This window comes from Microbacterium sp. NPDC090225 (genome assembly GCF_044772365.1).
Lineage (GTDB): Bacteria > Actinomycetota > Actinomycetes > Actinomycetales > Microbacteriaceae > Microbacterium.
Map to the genome: position 1 here is coordinate 688,738 of NZ_JBIVYS010000001.1, position 16,081 is coordinate 704,818.

Sequence of the window (16,081 nt, forward strand, 5' to 3'; positions counted from 1 at the left end):
AGGGAAAGTCAAGGGTTTGCACGCTGCCCGGAGAGGGAGTTGACTCGACCCATGCGCGTGACCAAGTTCGAACATGCCAGCCTCCGCATCGATCAGAACGGCGAGACCCTCCTCATCGATCCGGGCTCCTTCACGACACCCCTGAACGATCTCGGCGACGTCGTCGCGGTCGTGCTCACCCACGAGCATCCCGATCACTGGACGCCGGAGCATCTCGACCGCATCCTGCGCGTCGTGCCCGGCATCCCGATCTTCGCGCCCGCGGGTGTCGCCCGCGCCGCCGACGGCTACGAGATCACGATCGTCTCCCCCGGCGAAACCCGCACGGTCGGCGAGTTCACTCTGCGATTCTTCGGCGGCACTCACGAGATCATCCACTCGTCGATCCCGGTCATCGACAACGTCGGTGTCCTGGTGAACGAGGAGCTGTACTACCCGGGCGACTCCTATGCCGTACCGGAGGGCGTCGAGGTCGGCACCCTCGCCGCTCCCCTGGGCGCGCCCTGGCTGAAGATCGGCGAGGCGATCGACTACGTCCTCGCGGTGAAACCGCGCCGCGCCTTCGGCACGCACGACATGACGCTCTCGGTGGCGGGCAAGACCATGCACCGCCAGCGACTGGAGTGGGCGACGCAGCAGGACGGTGGCGAGTTCTTCGTGCTCGAGCCCGGCCAGTCGCTCGACATCTGATGCCGACGGCGCCCCGACTCCTCCCGGAGCCGACCGCACGCCTCCGCTTCCGCGAGATGGCCGAGAACGACCTCGACCGGATGGCCGCAATGCTCGGCGACCCCGATGTCATGGCCTACTACCCGGCGCCGAAGACGCTGACGGAGAGCGCCGACTGGATCGCCCGCATGCAGACGCGCTATGCGGAGGACGGTCACGGCCTGTGGATCGTCGAGACGCACGAGGGCGAGTTCGTCGGCGACTGCGGGCTCACCTGGCAATCGGCGAACGGCGAGCGCGTGCTCGAGGTCGGATACCACGTGAGACGGGCGATGCAACGGCGAGGCTACGCCACCGAAGCTGCCCGCGCGTGCGTCGACCTCGCCCGGCAGCGCTACGCACCGATCGTGCTGACGGCGATCATCCACCCTGAGAACCGTGCGTCACGCGGCGTCGCCGAGAACCTGGGCATGACCCACATCGACGACGACAGGGCGTACCCGTGGATCGAGCGCACGGTGATGGGGATGGCGCTCGAACCGCGAACGGTCTAGCCCTGCGCCGTCCGCACGCGGATCTCGCGGGCGAGGTGATCGCGCTGCTCGATCACGAGTCGGCGCAGCGCTGCCGGCGCCTCCGCGTTCTCCGCCAGCCAGGTGTCGGCCGCCTCGGTGGTGTCCGCCGAAGGGAACAGCCCGAGCACGAGGCGCCGCGCGAGCTCGATGCTCCGGGTGCGCCAGGCATCGACGATGCGGCGGAAGTACTCCGCGTCGAAGTCCGCGATGAGGTCACGGCGCCCGCCGGCGCGGAACCCGCCGATCTCGGCATCGAGGTGGTCGTTGCTGAGGGAAAGGTCGTTCCAGGCCGCCTCCCAGGCAGCAGCACGGACGTCGATCTCCGGGCGAGAGGCGAGCGCGCGACGCGCGGCCGTCCGTCCGCTTCCCGTGTCGTCGCGCTCGAGCTCGGCGGCGATCTCCTCCGCATCGGCGTGCCCGGTGGTCGCCAGTGCGGTCAGCAGCTGCCAACGGAGGTCGGGGTCGACGACGAGGCCATCCGGCACATGTCCGCCCAGCAGCTCCCGCACCTGCGCGGCATGGTGATCGTCGTAGGCGGATGCCCCGGCGAAGGCGCGAGCCCACGACAGCTGTGCGTCGCTGCCGGCATCCGCGTCCCACAGTGCGACGAGCGACGCGGCCAGCCACGACCGCTGCTCCGCGTCACGATGCGCGTCCGCGACGAAGTGACGGATCGCGAACGCCGCGTTAGCGAGGACGCCGGCAAGGAGGCCGCTGTTGGATTCGAGCGGGGCGTGCGCGCGCACGATGCCGAGATACCGCCGGGCGTCGAGATCGCCGTCACGAGTGGCGTTCCACAGCGACGACCAGACGAGTGCACGCGCGAGCGGGTCGTCGATCGCCGAGAGCGACTCTTCGACGGTGGTGAGTGATCGCTCGTCCAGACGCGCCTTGGCGTAGGTGAGGTCGTCATCGTTGAGCAGCACGAGATCTGCGTCGGGAACGATGATCGACGTGCGCTCCTCGCTGATGTCGACGGCGATCTGCTCGCGCCGCACGAGCCGCTCTCCTTCACGGACGTACAGCCCGATGCGCAGTCGGTGGGGACGCGGGTCGGTCTGCACGAGCACCCGGGCTGCGGCATCCGCTTCGTCCGCCTCCTCCAGCCACAGCGTCGACATGCCCGTGGTCTCGAGCCATGCCCGGGACCACTCGCCCATGTCGCGGCCCGAGACGGCGCTCAACTGCACGAGCAGGTCGTCCAGCGTCGTGTTGCCGAACGCGTGCGCGGCGAAGTAGCGGCGCGCTCCCTCGAAGAACGCGTCCTCCCCCACGAAGGCCACGAGCTGCTTCAGCACGGAAGCGCCCTTGGCGTAGGTGATGCCGTCGAAGTTGAGCTTGGCGGCCTCGAGATCGGTGATGTCGGCGACGATCGGATGCGTGGTCGGCAGTTGATCCTGCTGGTAGGCCCAGGCCTTGCGCCGGGCCGCGAACGTCACCCAGGCGTCCGTGTACCGCGTCGCCGCGGCCGACGCGTGCGCGCCCATGTAGTCGGCGAAGGACTCCTTGAGCCAGAGGTCGTCCCACCAGCGCATCGTCACGAGGTCGCCGAACCACATGTGCGCCATCTCGTGGAGGATCGTGTTCGCACGTGCCGCGCGCTGGGCATCGGTCGCCGCGCCGCGGGAGAGGTACGCCTCGGTGAAGGTGACCAGCCCCGGGTTCTCCATCGCCCCGAGGTTGTACTCGGGCACGAAGATCTGGTCGTACTTGCCCCAGGGGTACGGATAGGCGAACGCCTCGGCGAGGAAGTCCAGCCCCTGACGCGTGACTTCGAGGATCTCGTCCGCTTCCAGGTGCTGTGCAAGGGAGCGGCGGGCGAACACCCCGAGCGCGACGCGCTGCTCGTCGCGTTGCCACTCCCCGTCGACACGGGCGTACGGTCCCGCCGCGACCGAGGTGATGTAACTCGACAGGGGCAGCGTCGGCGCGAACTCGACGCGCTGGATGCCGACACCCGCCTCCGTGCGCACGGCGGCCTGGTTGGAGAGGACCTCCCACCCGGCCGGCGCATCGACGACGAAGGTGTACGACGCCTTGATGTCGGGCTGCTCGAAGCAGGCCATCACTCGGCGCGAGTCCGCCGGCTCGTACTGCGTGTACAGGTAGGTCTCACCATCGGCGGGGTCGTGGAACCGGTGCAACCCCTCGCCCGAGCGACTGTACGCACCGACGGCGTCGACGACGACCGTGTTCGTGGCGGCGAGGCCGCGCAGAGCGATGCGGGCACCGTCGTAATCCACGGCCACCTCCTCACCGTTGATCACGACACGTTCGACCGATTCGCCGATGAAGTCGAGCCAGGTCTCGGTCGCCGTGGCGTCGAACTCGAGCGTCGTCAGGGTACGGAATCCCGTTCGCGCACGCTCGGGGGCACCGGCGAGATCGAGCTCGACACGGATCCGATGTGCGGTGACCACGGCGGATCGCGCCGCGGTCTCGTCACGGGTGAGGTTGGCGGTTTCCATCCCTCCATCCTCCCATCCGGCCCGACGGGGCGCAGGCCATCTCCTGTCATGTTGCGGAATGCAACAGTGCGGTGTAGCGTTGCATCAGGCAACAGGAGGATCAGATGGACACCGAACGCCACGGCCACAGCACTCAGGTGCTCCGCTCCCTCGTCGCGATCACCCGTCGCGGCCTGGCCGACGCTCGCGAGGGCGACACTCCCCTGTCGATGACCGAGCAGTCGATCATGATGACTATCGCCGAGCAGCCCGGCATCCGCTCGACCGACATCGCCCGCATGTTCCGCCTCAACCGATCGACGGTCTCACGCCAGCTCGCGGCGCTGATCCGTCTCGGACTCGTCCGCGAGACACCGAACGACACCGGACGCGGACGCCCGCTCGAACTCACGGAGGACGGCGCAGACGCCTTCCAGCGCGCACTCACGTCGCTCCAGCGGATTGTCGAGGCGCATCTCGCCCCATGGTCCGATGACGAGGTCGCCCGCTTCGCGCACGATCTCGAGAGATTCGACCGCACGGCCGACGCGTCCTGACCCGGACGCATCGTCCACGAGATCGGCCCACGAGGCCGCAGAAGAAGGAAGAGAAATGAAGAACATCACCGTCCTGGGCACCGGCGTCCTCGGATCGCAGATCGCGTTCCAGACCGCGTTCCACGGATTCGACGTCACCGCCTACGACATCGACGACGCCGCCCTCGAGCGAGCAGCCGAGCGTTTCCGCGGACTCGCCGCGCGATACGTCACGGACGCGGTGGAGGGCGCAGCCGACGGAGGCGCGGACGCGGCGATCGGGCGCATCCGTCTGACCACCTCCCTCGAGGATGCCGTCGCCGCAACCGATCTCGTGATCGAGGCGGTGCCGGAGAACCTCGAACTCAAGCAGGGCCTCTATCGGCGCATGGCGGGGGCCGCGCCGTCGTCGACGATCTTCGCGACGAACTCGTCGACCCTTCTCCCGAGCGCTCTCGCCGACGCCACCGGCCGCCCCGACCGCTTCCTCGCCCTGCACTTCGCCAACGAGATCTGGTCGCACAACACGGCCGAGGTGATGGGAACTCCCGCCACCGACCCCGCGGTGTACGCCGAGGTCGTCGAGTTCGCCCGTGGAATCGGCATGGTCCCGATCGAGATCAAGAAGGAGAAGGCGGGCTACCTCCTCAACTCCCTCCTGGTCCCCTTCCTGCAGGCCGCAGGCGAACTGCTCGTCGACGGCATCGCCGAGCCGGAGGCGATCGACGCCACCTGGCGGATCGGCACCGGCGCGCCCGCCGGCCCCTTCGAGATCTACGACATCGTCGGGCTCACGACCGCCTACAACATCTCCCGCATGGGTGACGCGAAGCAGCAGGCTTTCGCCGACCTGATCAAGGAGCGCTACATCGACCAGGGCAAGCTCGGCGTCGCGACCGGTGAAGGCTTCTACACCTACCCTCGCGAGAACTGATCCGCGACCGCGGGCGGCCGTTCCACCGCGGGAACGGCCGCCCGCACTCCCGCGCCCGCGCACCGGTGTCCGAGCTCGCGGTAGAGGTCGCGGGACGCCGCGGACAGGATGACTGCGGCGTCCGCATCACCGCGCGCGGCGGCGGCCGCGGAGAGGATGCCGTCGCTGCGGGCGACCTCCGCTCGATCTCCTGTCGCCTCCGCGATCCCCCGAGCATCCCGCGCGCGACGTTCGGCGAGGAGCACGCTCGCGGTGTCGCCGCTCTCGCTCGCAATGCGCAGGAGGATCTCGGCCAGCGAGTTCCCGGCCTCCGTCGCGATCAGGGGCGACCCTGCCGCCACCGCCGCGTGCAGCACGCTCTCCGCCGCATCCCGCGCCTCCACGGATCGTCCGTCTCGTGCGTCGATCCGCGCGGCGAGAAGAGCGGCATCCGCTTCAGTCCCGTACTCGCCGTCCGGTCGAACGGCCCTCGTCAGCCAGGCGCGAGCCGAAATGTCGTCACCGCGAGCCTCGGCGATGAGGGCCCGGGTGCGCAGAGCGAAGGGCGGCGTGGGCTCGGCAGATGCCTCATCGAGGACGTCGAGGGATCGCTCCGCATCATCCAGACGCCCGATCGCGAGCAGGTGCAGCGCGCGGTTGCCGCGCACGATCGTCGTGTTCAGCACGTCGCGCTCTGCGATCGCCATCGCGAGCGCTCGTTCGTATCCGGCATCCGCCTCGGCGTACCGGGCGAGGATCCTCAGGGTGTCGGCATGGTTTCCCTGCGCTCGCCCCTCGACGATCCGATCCCCCGCATCGCGGGCATGCGCGATCGCCGTCGCATACGATTCCAGGGCCTCGTCGTGGTGGCTCATCCAGCGCTGCACGTTGCCGATCTGGTTCCATGTGCGGGCGAGGGCGGTGCCGACCGCCGTCCGTCGCACGCGGTGCAGCGTGATCAACGCCTCGTCGTACCGGCCGAGCTTCTCGGCGCACTGAGCGATGCCGAGAGCGAGCTCGGGCGCCGGGTCCGCACCGGCCCCTGGAGCAGCCACCTCGTGGAGGCGGAGGGACTCACCCCAGAGCGACCAGCGCACGAGTGCGGGATGCGCCGTGGTCACCAGGCGCACCAGCTCCGCGTCCAGTCCGTGCTCGCGCGCGGCATCCGCCACCGCCAGAACCGTGCCCACCTCGCGCGCCGCATAGTCGTCGTCCACGGCCATGCGATCGAGCACCGTCTGCGTGACGCGCGCGACGAACGCCCGGCGTCTCGACGCCGGCCTCAGCGCTCGCGAGCGCTCCGACGCGAAGGCGAAGACGGTGGCATGCACCTGGATGCGTCCGTCGACGCGTTCGAGCAGGTGGCGTGAGCGCAGACGCTCCAGTCCGCGCACGACACGCTGGTCGCCGGTCGCGAGAAGCACTCCTTCTTCGAACTCGCGGTCGATGAGCGCCAGATCTGCGAGGAGGTCGGCATCGGGTGCGGACAGCGATCTCGTAGCCGCCTCGAGAACGGGACGCATCCGCGCATCGCGGGGCTCCGTCTCGAAACGCGAGGCGAGATCGTCGAACGTCCAGCCCGCATGCTCGGCGACCACTCCCGCCAGCATCGCGAGATCCAGCGGGAGCCCTCCGCCCACGGCGACGATGCGGTCGAGCGCTCGGTCGTCGATCCCCCGGCCCGCCTCGTCGGGCGAACCCGTGGCATCCGAGAGCAGCCGTGCGAGGAGGCGCCGCGATCCGGCATCGTCGAGAGGACGGACCGGCTGATGCGCGGCGCTGATCCCCTCGCTCCTCAGCCGCGCGGCGAAAACCTCGAGATCCACGCGCGAGGTGACGATGTAGCGCACGCCGGGTACGACCAGCGGTATGAGTTGCTCTCCGGAGCCCGCATCCTCGAGGACGACGACCATTCCCGATGCTTCGGCCCGCACACGTTCGCGCAGCCGCGCGATGTCGTAAGGAACCGACCGGTTGCCCCACGCTCCGAGCATCCGCCGCAGCACATCGACCGGATCCGCAGACGGACGACCGGGATCGGAGGCGCGAAGGTCCACCGTCAGCGCGGGCGCCCCGCCGAGGACGGCGGTCGCGAGCGTGCTCTTCCCGACGCCCGGAAGCCCGGTCAGCAGGAGGACGTCCACCGCGGGCAGGGCGAGCAGGAGGCCCTCGCGCCCGACCTCCGCGCTCTCGACCGCGCGGACGCCGACGCCGACGTCGATGCGTACACCCGAACGGATGCCGTTGAGCGAACGTGCGGCTTCCGCCCAACGCGCAGCTTCGGCGTCGTCGCCGCGGAGGACGCGGACGATGTCGCCGACGAGTTGCTCGTCGACGCGTCGACGCCCCGGACGGAAGCAGTCGTAGACGGTGACCTTCGCCGGCTCAGCACCTCCGCGCAAGACACCGATCCGACGAGCGATCTCCGAGAACGATGTGCCGCCATCGGCTGCGCGCAGGTCGTTCAGACGCGCACACAGGTCATCGAAGGTGCGTGGCTCGGGCATGCCTCGAGCCTAGGACAGCGCCGCCCGCGCGGACGCGCCGCGTTCGGGATCGTTCGGACTCCGACACCCGCCCCCGAACGCCTTCTAGGCTCGCCGATCAGCAGGCGACCCGTGCCTGCACTCACCGGGAGAAACTCATGACCACACGCGCAGAGATCACCGCGAAGCTCGACGACTTCGCCTTCCAGAAAGTCAACTTCGGCGGATTCCTGATGAACAAGCGCGCGAAGAACTCGCACGCGCTCTGGACGCGTAATGCGGAAAAAGGAGTGACGGAGCTCAGCATCCTCACCACACGCGACTACGGCGACGGCAACATCTACGACGTCGCCGCCTTCACGCTCGACGGCACGGTTCCCGCCGATATCCGGCGCGAGCTGGCGGCCGAGGCCGAGGCACTCGCGGATCGCATCAACCTGCGCGAGCACGGCTACGTCTACAACCAGCTCGAGCCGTGGGACGGCGGAGGCACGATCTGGATCTCGAAGAAGCCGGAGTTCCGGGCACTCAGCCGCCCTGACGCCGGGATCTTCGTCATCCCGATCCAGCGGCTGTACAGCGAGCCGCGTTGGCTCGCCTGGGTGCGCGAGAACGGTCGGTTGAACACCGCTATCGTCTACAAGCCCTGACGGATGCCCCGCTCGACGAATCACCTGCGAGGTCGCACCGGACTGCAGCTCGCGCTGCTGTCGATCGCGTACGCCGCCATCGCCGCACCGATCTCGCTGTATCTCCTTCCGGCAGGTTCGGGCCTACGGGGGCTGCCGCTGCTCGTCGCTCAGGTCGCCGTGTTCGTGGGGGGCGCGGCGGCGGTGGCGTACTCCGCAGTCATGCTCCGCCGGGACGAGAATCGTCGGGCCAGGCTCCGGACACTCGCCGCGGGAATGGGGTGGAGCTATGGAGAGGACGTGAGCGATCGCGTATGGGGCGGCTCGGTCGACGAGCAGATCGAACGGACGGCGCGTTCCTCACGCGATCTGCTCGACGCGCGTGACGCAGAGATTCCGTTCGACTCGGTCGAACGGACCGTCGTGGTGGGAGACAGGGAGGGAGCGACGGTGCATCGCCTCCGAGCGGTGCGCATCCCGCTCGCCGCCGAGGCCCCCCGCATCTCCCTGCGCTCGCGACGTGGCGGCGGTGCGCTGAGTCTGCTCCCCCGCAGACCCCGCGGTCGAAGCGAACTCACTCTCGAGGGGAACTTCAGCGACGTGTTCGAGGTCTCCGTCCCGGCCGGCTACGAGACGGACGCGCTGTACCTGCTCACGCCCGACCTCATGGCGATTCTGCTGGACGCCTGTCCCGACCTCGACCTCGAGCTGGTCGACAACACCCTGCACGTCTACTTCCCTGCGATCGACCTGACCGACCCGCGGGAGGCGCGTCGGTTCCTCACGGCCATCGCCGCTCTGCACGAACGATTCGCCCGCCGCACGGCTCTCTACCGCGACGACCGCGCCGCTTCCCTCGATCCGACCGCGTACCGACGCGCTGGTGACACACTCGCGGCGCAGGCGAGAACTCTCGCCACCCGCACGCGCGTGTGGCCGGTCGTGCTCGCCGTGATGACACCCCTCGTGCCGCTGATCATCGCAGCCGTGTCGCTGCACATGCTCGGCTGATCAGCGCCGTGGCTTGTCGTCGAGGAGCAGGCTCCGGATCGCGCTCTCCGGTGAGACCGAGAGATCGAGCATCTTCCCCCGCCCGTAGAGCTGGAAGACCCGCGGATCGATGTAGCTGTCGCGCGCGACCGCGATCGTGTTGCCCAACGCGGAGGCCGTCGCCTGCACCGCCAGACGTTCGGCCTTCGCGCGATCCCGTCGCTTGTCGAGCGGGCCGATCCGTGCGAGGGCATCGGCCGCGAGGATCGTGCCGTGGAGTGTGCGGAAGTCCTTCGCCGTGAACGCCGCGCCGGTGACGTCACGCAGGTAGTCGTTGACCTGAGCCGGCGTGATCTTGACGCGGCGGCGACCGCGCCGGTAAGCCAGGAGCGGCGCGCGATCCGGGCCGGCCGAGAGGTCGTCGAGAACAGCCGCGAGCACGTCGTCGGTGATCTCGATCGCGGCCGTCTGCCCGCTCTTGGCCGGGAACGAGAGCGACACGGCACTGCCGTCCACGCGTACGTCGCGGCGACGAAGGGTGGTGAGACCGCGACTCCCGTGCCGCGCGAGATATCGCTCCGATCCGATCCGCAGCGCCCCGTCGTCGAGAAGCCGGAAGGCCGTCGCGAGGACCTTGCGCTTCGAGAGCGTCTCTTCCCGCAGCGCCCGCGTCACGCGCCCGCGGGCATGCGGAAGCGCCTCGGCCAGGGCGAGCGCGCGCCCGAACTTCTTCCGGTCCCGCTTCACGCGCCACAACGGGTGGTAGAGGTACTGCTTGCGGCCTGCACCGTCGACGCCCACGGCCTGGATATGCGCGAGCGGATCGACGGCGATCCAGACGTCCGACCACGCCGGCGGGATGACGAGATCGTGGATGCGCTCGCGGTCTGCCTCCGGGACCGGATGCTCCTCCTGGTCCACATACCGGAAGCCCTTTCCCGATCGGATCCTCCGGAAGCCGAGGTCCTCACCGGGGATCACACGCACGAGAGCTGCCATACGAGCACTCTGCCCGCCGGAGCGCTGCGCGAGAAGGGGCTGGTCACGTTCGCGTGCGCTCTGCTAGGCCCTGCGCGCATGGGGAGGAATCCCCCTCGGATTGTCGCGCGCTGCGGGTTTCTGCCATCATCGCCAGCATGGGCCTGTCACTCGATGAATTCCGTTCGTATCTCCTGAATGCGCAGGCGCGCCAGTCGTTGGGCATCCAGCTCTCGGATGCCGAGGCCCAGCAGGTCGTCGCCGATCCCCAGGCCAGCCAGAGCTGGTACGGGTACTGGCAGTCGATCAGCCAGCCCGCGCCCGCGCCCCCGGCGCCGGAGGCCGCGGCACCGGCACCCGTGCACGAGGCCGCGCCCGCACCTTCTTCTGTGCCCGACGGGTATACCGGCGCACCGGTAGGCGGGTTCGCCGCGGCTCCCCCGCCGGCTGCGGTGCCGGCTGAGCAGGCACCGGCATCCGATGCTCCGACCGCCGCCTATGGCACCGCACCCGCTGCGTTCGCCGCGCCGGCCGCATTCGCTGCGACCGCGCCGCACGACGGCCAGACGGGCGCGCCCTACGCCGGAACCGGGGATCCGTACGCGGCCACCGCGCCGTATGGAACGCCGGGAGGGGAACCACCCACCAAGAAGAAGCGCACCGGCCTGTGGATCACCCTCTCGATCGTGGGCGCCCTGCTGATCGCCGCGATCATCGTCGTCGTGATCGCCTTCACGACCGCGCGCCACTGGACCAAGACCGATGTCGCCGAGAAGCCCGAGACGTTCTACACCGAGGAGTACGAGACGGGCCTCTACAACGTCGCGGACGACGGCGTGAGCCCGTGCACGGTCAACCAGGACTGGACCGACTGCATCGGCCTCATGGAAGCGCAGTACGCCGGCGCCTGCGCCGATGTCGAGCTGACGGGTGCGGCGACTCTGCTCTGCACGCAGCACCGCACCGAGATCGACCGCATGCGGGGCCTCGACCAGGAGGGCATGTACGTCTCGTCGCTCGGCTCGTTCGGGCATCTGACGAAGACCGCCGAGACCTCGACCCGACAGGTGTCGAACGACGACTACGAGCCCGCCGTCACCCACGAGGCCGTCTGCTACCTCGAGTTCATCGGAGAGTGCGAGTAGGCCCTTCGGGGCCCGCTCCCCGCGGGTAAAGCAAGAGGCCCGGGTTCCGCATCTCGCGGAATTCCGGGCCTCTTCGTCTTGCTGGGGTACCTGGACTCGAACCAAGAACAACGGAACCAGAAACCGCCGTGTTGCCAATTACACCATACCCCAAGGGCGAAACCGGAGCCTCGCACCGAGAGTCAAGCCTACCGGACGGATCGGGAAGCGCCAAATGGAGCGGCTCCCTCCGCGCGTGTCGCGCTCCCGTACGCGCGCCCCGAACGCAAAGAGGAGGACCACCGCGAACGGGGTCCTCCTCCAGGCGGTGCGGCGGGTGTCTCAGCCCGCGAGCGTCTCCGAAAGCAGACGCAGGCGACGAAGAGTCTCGTCCTTGCCGATCAGCTCCATCGACTCGAAGAGCGGCGGCGACACGCGGCGCCCGGTGATCGCGACGCGGGGCGGGCCGTAGGCGACACGAGGCTTGAGCTCGAGGTTCTCGACGAGCGCCGTCGCCAGAGCATCCTGGATCTTCTCCGGCGTGAACTCGGTGACCGGTTCGAGCGCGGCGACGCACGCATCGAGCACCTCGCCGGCATTCGCCGGGAGGCCCTTGAGCGCATCGGCCTCGTACGCGACGTCGTCGGTGAAGAGGAAGCCGAGCATGCCCGGCACCTCGCCCAGCAGCTGCACGCGCTCCTGCACGAGCGGAGCGGCCCGGAACGCCAGCACGAGCTGCTCGTGGGTCGGCTCGTCGAAGAGCCCGGCCGCGGCGAGATACGGGATCGTGCGCTCGGCGAAGTCCTTCACATCGAGCATGCGGATGTGGTCGCCGTTGATCGACTCGGCCTTCTTCTGGTCGAAGCGGGCCGGGTTCGGGTTGACGTTCTCGATGTCGAATGCGGCGATGAACTCGTCGAGCGAGAACACGTCGCGGTCGTGGCCGATCGACCAGCCGAGCAGGGCGAGATAGTTGAGCAGCCCCTCGGGGATGAACCCGCGCTCGCGGTGCAGGAACAGGTCGGCCTGCGGGTCGCGCTTCGAGAGCTTCTTGTTGCCCGTCTCCCCCAGCACGAGCGGCATGTGGGCGAAGCGCGGCACGAACGTCGTGACGCCCGCGTCGATGAGCGCGGCGTACAGCGCGAGCTGACGTGCGGTCGACGGCATGAGGTCCTCGCCGCGCAGCACGTGCGTGATGCCCATGAGCGCATCGTCGACCGGATTCACGAACGTGTAGAGCGGGATGCCGTTCGGGCGCACCACGACGAAGTCGGGGAACGAACCCGCGGGGAACGTGACCTCCCCGCGGATGAGGTCGACATAGGTGAGATCTTCGTCCGGCACCTGCAGGCGCAGAGCGGGCTGGCGACCCTCGGCGCGGAAGGCGGCCTTCTGCTCCTCGGTCAGCGTGCGGTCGTAGTTGTCGTAGCCGAGCTGCTTCGCGCGGCCGTTGGCCTCGTTGCGGGCGTCGATCTCCTCGGCGTTCGAGTAGCTCTCGTAGAGCGCCCCCGAGGCGATGAGCTTGTCGATGACGCCGCGATAGATGTCGTGACGCTGCGACTGGCGGTACGGCTCGTGCGGTCCGCCGACCTCGACGCCCTCGTCCCAGTCGATCTTCAGCCACGTGAGGGCGTCGACGAGCTGACGGAAGCTCTCCTCGCTGTCGCGTGCCGCATCGGTGTCTTCGATGCGGAAGACGAGCTTGCCGCCGTTGTGGCGCGCGTACGCCCAGTTGTAGAGAGCGGTGCGGACCATGCCGACGTGCGGCAGGCCGGTGGGCGACGGGCAGAAGCGGACGCGGACGTCGGCACCGCTGGCGGTCGTGGTGAGGGGGTGAGGAGTAGCCATAGCCCTTCGATTCTAGAGCGCGCGCCCCACGGCCACTGCCGCCGAATGACGCAGGGGAACCATCCCGGCGCGCGCGTGGACCGCACATGCCTCATCGAAGCCGGATCGGAAGCGCGCACGGTCGTCGCGATCGAGGCTGCGGTAGAACTGGCCCGCCGAAGCGACGCCGCCTTCCGCCGAGCTCCACAGGGTCTCCGGCGCAGCCTCCCACGTCCATGTCTGTTCGGTCGTCGAGGTGTCCCGCCAACCGGCATCCGTCAGCATCGCGGAGAATCCGTCGACGGTGCGCTCGAAGTCCTTGTGCGGCGGAAGCCGCTCGCCAGCGGCAGGCGTCACGCCTGCGCGCTCGCACACCTCGAGCCAGAACCACGACGGAGACGATGTCCAGATCGTCCCGGCGAGCAGACCGTCGCGCGACGCCACCCGAGTCATCTCCAGAGCCGATGCTCGCGGATCGACGACATGGTTGAGCACGAAGTTCGCCGTCACCGCATCGAACGACGCTGGCGGGAACGGGAGTTCGGGGAGCGCCGCGGCGACGAACGACAGTCCGGGATGGGCGCGCGCGGCGACCTCCCGCATGGTCGGCTCGGGCTCGCAACCGGTCACCCTCCACCCGGCTCCTGTCGCGCGGGCGACCAGCTCTCCCGTTCCCGCGCCCACATCGAGCAGCGAGCGTCCCCGAGCCGGCCCGAGCGCGTCGAGCAGGGTGTCGACCGTGCCCGCGCAGAGCGAAGCGTACGAGGCCGCATACGCCGCCCCCACTCCCGCCCAGGACTTCACGGGCGTGCGCGGCGGCCGAGAGGTGACAGCGCGACGATGATCAGGACCAGGACGGATGCCGCGATGCCGAGTCCCGCGTACTGGAAGTTCGACAGGATCACGCCGGCCAGCACGGCGCCGGCGGCCGCCGACAGACTCATGAGGGAGTCGCTGCGACCCTGGCGACGAGTGCGAAGCGCGGGCGCACTCGACTCGGTCAGCAGCGCGGCACCGGCGACGGTGGCGGCGCTCCAGCCGAGGCCGAGGAGGATGAGAGCGACCATGACGCCCCAGGCCTGGTCGTTGGCGAAGATCGCGAAGATCAACGATCCACCGAGCAGCACCTGACCGAACAGCACGACCTGCAGCCGCCCCCAGCGGTCGGCGAGGACGCCGAAGACCGGCGAGAGCGCGTACATGCCGGCGACATGGAGCGCGATCGTGATCCCGACGAGCTGCGAGACATCGGCCGCCGCGGTCGCCGCATCGTGCCCCGCGTGCATGCTGTGCGCCATGTGCGAGAGATGGATCGGTGTCATCGCCATCACGGAGGCCATCACGACGTGGGACCCGGCGATCGCGAACATCGCGTAGCGCGCCACGACGGGGCGGTCGGCGACCTGGACGCTCGAGGTCGCCGCCGCGACGGTCGCGAGGCGCTGCGCGGCCAGCAGCGGATCGGGGCGCAGCGCGACGAGGTAGAGCACGAGGGCTGCCGACTGCGCGACGAACGAGAAGACGTACGACCCGGTCTGCGGCGGCATCCCGATCGCCGCGCCCACGATCTCCCCCGGCCCGAGCAGTAACGGGCCGGCGACGCCGCCGATCGTCGTCGCCCAGACGACGATCGACAGGTCGCGGCCGCGATGGGCCGGGGCGGCGAGATCGGTCGCGGCGAAGCGCGACTGCAGGTTTCCGGCATTGCCGGCGCCGATCATGAGGATCCCGGCGAGCAGCAGCGGGAAGACGCGCAGCGATGCCGCCAGGATGACGACCGCGATGCCGACGAGCGCGAAGAGGTTCCCGAGGGTCAGCGCCCTCCGACGCCCCACCCGCGCGGCGAGACGCGCGAGCGGGATCGCGCAGAGCGCCGCGCCGAGGGTGACCGATGCCGTCGCGAGTCCCGACAGCGCGTCGTCGCCCGAGATGTCGGCGGCCAGGAGCGCGCCGAGCGACACCGTCGCACCGAAGGCGATCCCTCCGAGCACCTGCCCGAGGGAGAGGACGAGGACCGTGCGGCGCTGCACCGCCGACTGCTGCGCGACGGTGAGGGCCGGCGCGCTCATGCCGCGGGGACGGCGTCGCGCACGGCGCTGCGCAGGATGCCGAGACCCGTGATCTCGACTTCGACCGTGTCACCGGCCGTGAAGGTGCCCACGCCCGCGGGCGTTCCGGTGAGGATGACATCGCCCGGGAGCAGTGTGAAGACGGCCGACGCGTAGGCGATGATCTCCTCGACGGAATGGATCATGTCGGTCAGCGGCGCCTTCTGGCGGACCTCTCCGTTGACGCGCGTCTGGATCGTCGCCACGGACGGATCGAAGTCGGTGTTGATCGTCGGGCCGAGCGGGCAGAAGGTGTCGAAGCCCTTCGCGCGCGCCCACTGGCCGTCCTTGCGCTGCAGATCGCGCGCGGTCACGTCGTTGCCGATGGTGTACCCGAGCACGTAGTCGAGGGCATCCGCTGCCGAGACGTTCTTCGCGACCTTGCCGATCACGACGGCGAGTTCGCCCTCGTACTCGGTCTGCTCCGAGATCGCCGGGCGCACGATCGTGTCGCCCGGGCCGATCACGGCGGTGTTCGGCTTGAGGAAGAGCAGGGGCTCCTCGGGGGCCTCTCCCCCCATCTCGGCGGCGTGGTCGTGGTAGTTCTTGCCGACGCAGACGATCTTCGATCGCGGGATCACCGGCGCGAGGATCACGGCATCCGCGATCGGCACCCGGTCACCCGTCGGCTCGTAGCCGGCGAAGAGCGGGTCGCCCGAGAGGACGACGAGATCTTTCTCGTCGACGATCCCGAAGAGGATTGCGTCGTCATGGCTGAATCGGGCGATCTTCATGACTCCAGCCTATCCAGCGGCCCCGACGACGAGACCCCGCTTTGCCGGTTCTGCAAAGCGGGGTC

14 protein-coding genes and 1 tRNA gene are annotated in these 16,081 nt (G+C 69.3%); 7 read left to right on the forward strand and 8 right to left on the reverse strand.

Going from position 1 to position 16,081, the window contains the following annotated elements:
• The first annotated feature begins 51 nt into the window (after positions 1-51).
• Entirely contained in the window at positions 52-690 is a 639-nt protein-coding gene (locus ACIQTT_RS03435; protein WP_402786014.1) for an MBL fold metallo-hydrolase, read from the forward strand.
• Positions 690-1,223 carry a GNAT family N-acetyltransferase gene (locus ACIQTT_RS03440; protein ID WP_402786017.1) on the forward strand — a complete coding sequence of 178 codons (534 nt, stop codon included), beginning with the start codon at positions 690-692 and terminating at the stop codon, positions 1,221-1,223. Before ACIQTT_RS03435 ends, ACIQTT_RS03440 begins: the two co-directional genes overlap by 1 nt.
• Here ACIQTT_RS03440 and pepN read toward each other — a convergent pair.
• Complete coding sequence (gene pepN / locus ACIQTT_RS03445; RefSeq protein WP_402786020.1) at positions 1,220-3,712, reverse strand: aminopeptidase N; 2,493 nt, start codon at positions 3,710-3,712, stop codon at positions 1,220-1,222. The two genes, ACIQTT_RS03440 and pepN, sit on opposite strands and share 4 nt — an antisense overlap.
• Positions 3,713-3,816: 104 nt before the next feature.
• Here pepN and ACIQTT_RS03450 point away from each other — a divergent pair, with 104 nt between their 5' ends.
• Together ACIQTT_RS03450 and ACIQTT_RS03455 are read left to right on the forward strand one after the other, a co-directional pair.
• The gene (locus tag ACIQTT_RS03450; RefSeq protein WP_402786023.1) at positions 3,817-4,248 is read left to right on the forward strand and encodes a MarR family winged helix-turn-helix transcriptional regulator; all 432 of its coding nucleotides are present in this window, start codon (positions 3,817-3,819) and stop codon (positions 4,246-4,248) included.
• 55 nt (positions 4,249-4,303) lie between these two features.
• Positions 4,304-5,161: a 3-hydroxyacyl-CoA dehydrogenase gene (locus ACIQTT_RS03455; RefSeq protein WP_402786026.1), complete on the forward strand. Its 858-nt coding sequence runs from the start codon at positions 4,304-4,306 to the stop codon at positions 5,159-5,161.
• Here ACIQTT_RS03455 and ACIQTT_RS03460 read toward each other — a convergent pair.
• On the reverse strand, positions 5,143-7,647 hold the full coding sequence (locus ACIQTT_RS03460; protein WP_402786029.1) for a tetratricopeptide repeat protein: 2,505 nt from the start codon (positions 7,645-7,647) through the stop codon (positions 5,143-5,145). The genes ACIQTT_RS03455 and ACIQTT_RS03460 overlap by 19 nt on opposite strands.
• A 137-nt stretch (positions 7,648-7,784) precedes the next feature.
• On the opposite strand from ACIQTT_RS03460, the gene ACIQTT_RS03465 reads away from it, so the two are divergent.
• Together ACIQTT_RS03465 and ACIQTT_RS03470 are read left to right on the forward strand one after the other, a co-directional pair.
• Complete coding sequence (locus ACIQTT_RS03465) at positions 7,785-8,276, forward strand: hypothetical protein (RefSeq protein ID WP_402786032.1); 492 nt, start codon at positions 7,785-7,787, stop codon at positions 8,274-8,276.
• Positions 8,277-8,279: 3 nt separating this feature from the next.
• A complete protein-coding gene (locus ACIQTT_RS03470; protein ID WP_402786035.1) occupies positions 8,280-9,266 on the forward strand; it encodes a hypothetical protein in 987 nt (328 codons plus the stop codon).
• Here the strand turns inward: ACIQTT_RS03470 and ACIQTT_RS03475 are convergent, their stop codons facing one another.
• Complete coding sequence (locus ACIQTT_RS03475) at positions 9,267-10,244, reverse strand: DNA topoisomerase IB (RefSeq protein ID WP_402786038.1); 978 nt, start codon at positions 10,242-10,244, stop codon at positions 9,267-9,269. It lies immediately after the preceding gene.
• 137 nt (positions 10,245-10,381) lie between these two features.
• On the opposite strand from ACIQTT_RS03475, the gene ACIQTT_RS03480 reads away from it, so the two are divergent.
• On the forward strand, positions 10,382-11,368 hold the full coding sequence (locus ACIQTT_RS03480) for a hypothetical protein (protein ID WP_402786041.1): 987 nt from the start codon (positions 10,382-10,384) through the stop codon (positions 11,366-11,368).
• An 81-nt stretch (positions 11,369-11,449) separates the two neighbouring features.
• Here the strand turns inward: ACIQTT_RS03480 and ACIQTT_RS03485 are convergent.
• The 5 genes from ACIQTT_RS03485 to ACIQTT_RS03505 form a co-directional block, all read right to left on the reverse strand.
• Positions 11,450-11,521 (reverse strand) — tRNA-Gln (locus ACIQTT_RS03485).
• 168 nt (positions 11,522-11,689) lie between these two features.
• Complete coding sequence (gene gltX, locus ACIQTT_RS03490) at positions 11,690-13,195, reverse strand: glutamate--tRNA ligase (RefSeq protein WP_402786044.1); 1,506 nt, start codon at positions 13,193-13,195, stop codon at positions 11,690-11,692.
• 12 nt (positions 13,196-13,207) lie between these two features.
• Positions 13,208-13,978 carry a class I SAM-dependent methyltransferase gene (locus ACIQTT_RS03495; RefSeq protein WP_402786047.1) on the reverse strand — a complete coding sequence of 257 codons (771 nt, stop codon included), beginning with the start codon at positions 13,976-13,978 and terminating at the stop codon, positions 13,208-13,210.
• Complete coding sequence (locus tag ACIQTT_RS03500) at positions 13,975-15,243, reverse strand: MFS transporter (RefSeq protein WP_402786050.1); 1,269 nt, start codon at positions 15,241-15,243, stop codon at positions 13,975-13,977. Before ACIQTT_RS03500 ends, ACIQTT_RS03495 begins: the two co-directional genes overlap by 4 nt.
• Positions 15,240-16,016: a fumarylacetoacetate hydrolase family protein gene (locus ACIQTT_RS03505; protein ID WP_402786053.1), complete on the reverse strand. Its 777-nt coding sequence runs from the start codon at positions 16,014-16,016 to the stop codon at positions 15,240-15,242. Before ACIQTT_RS03505 ends, ACIQTT_RS03500 begins: the two co-directional genes overlap by 4 nt.
• Positions 16,017-16,081 lie beyond the last annotated feature (65 nt).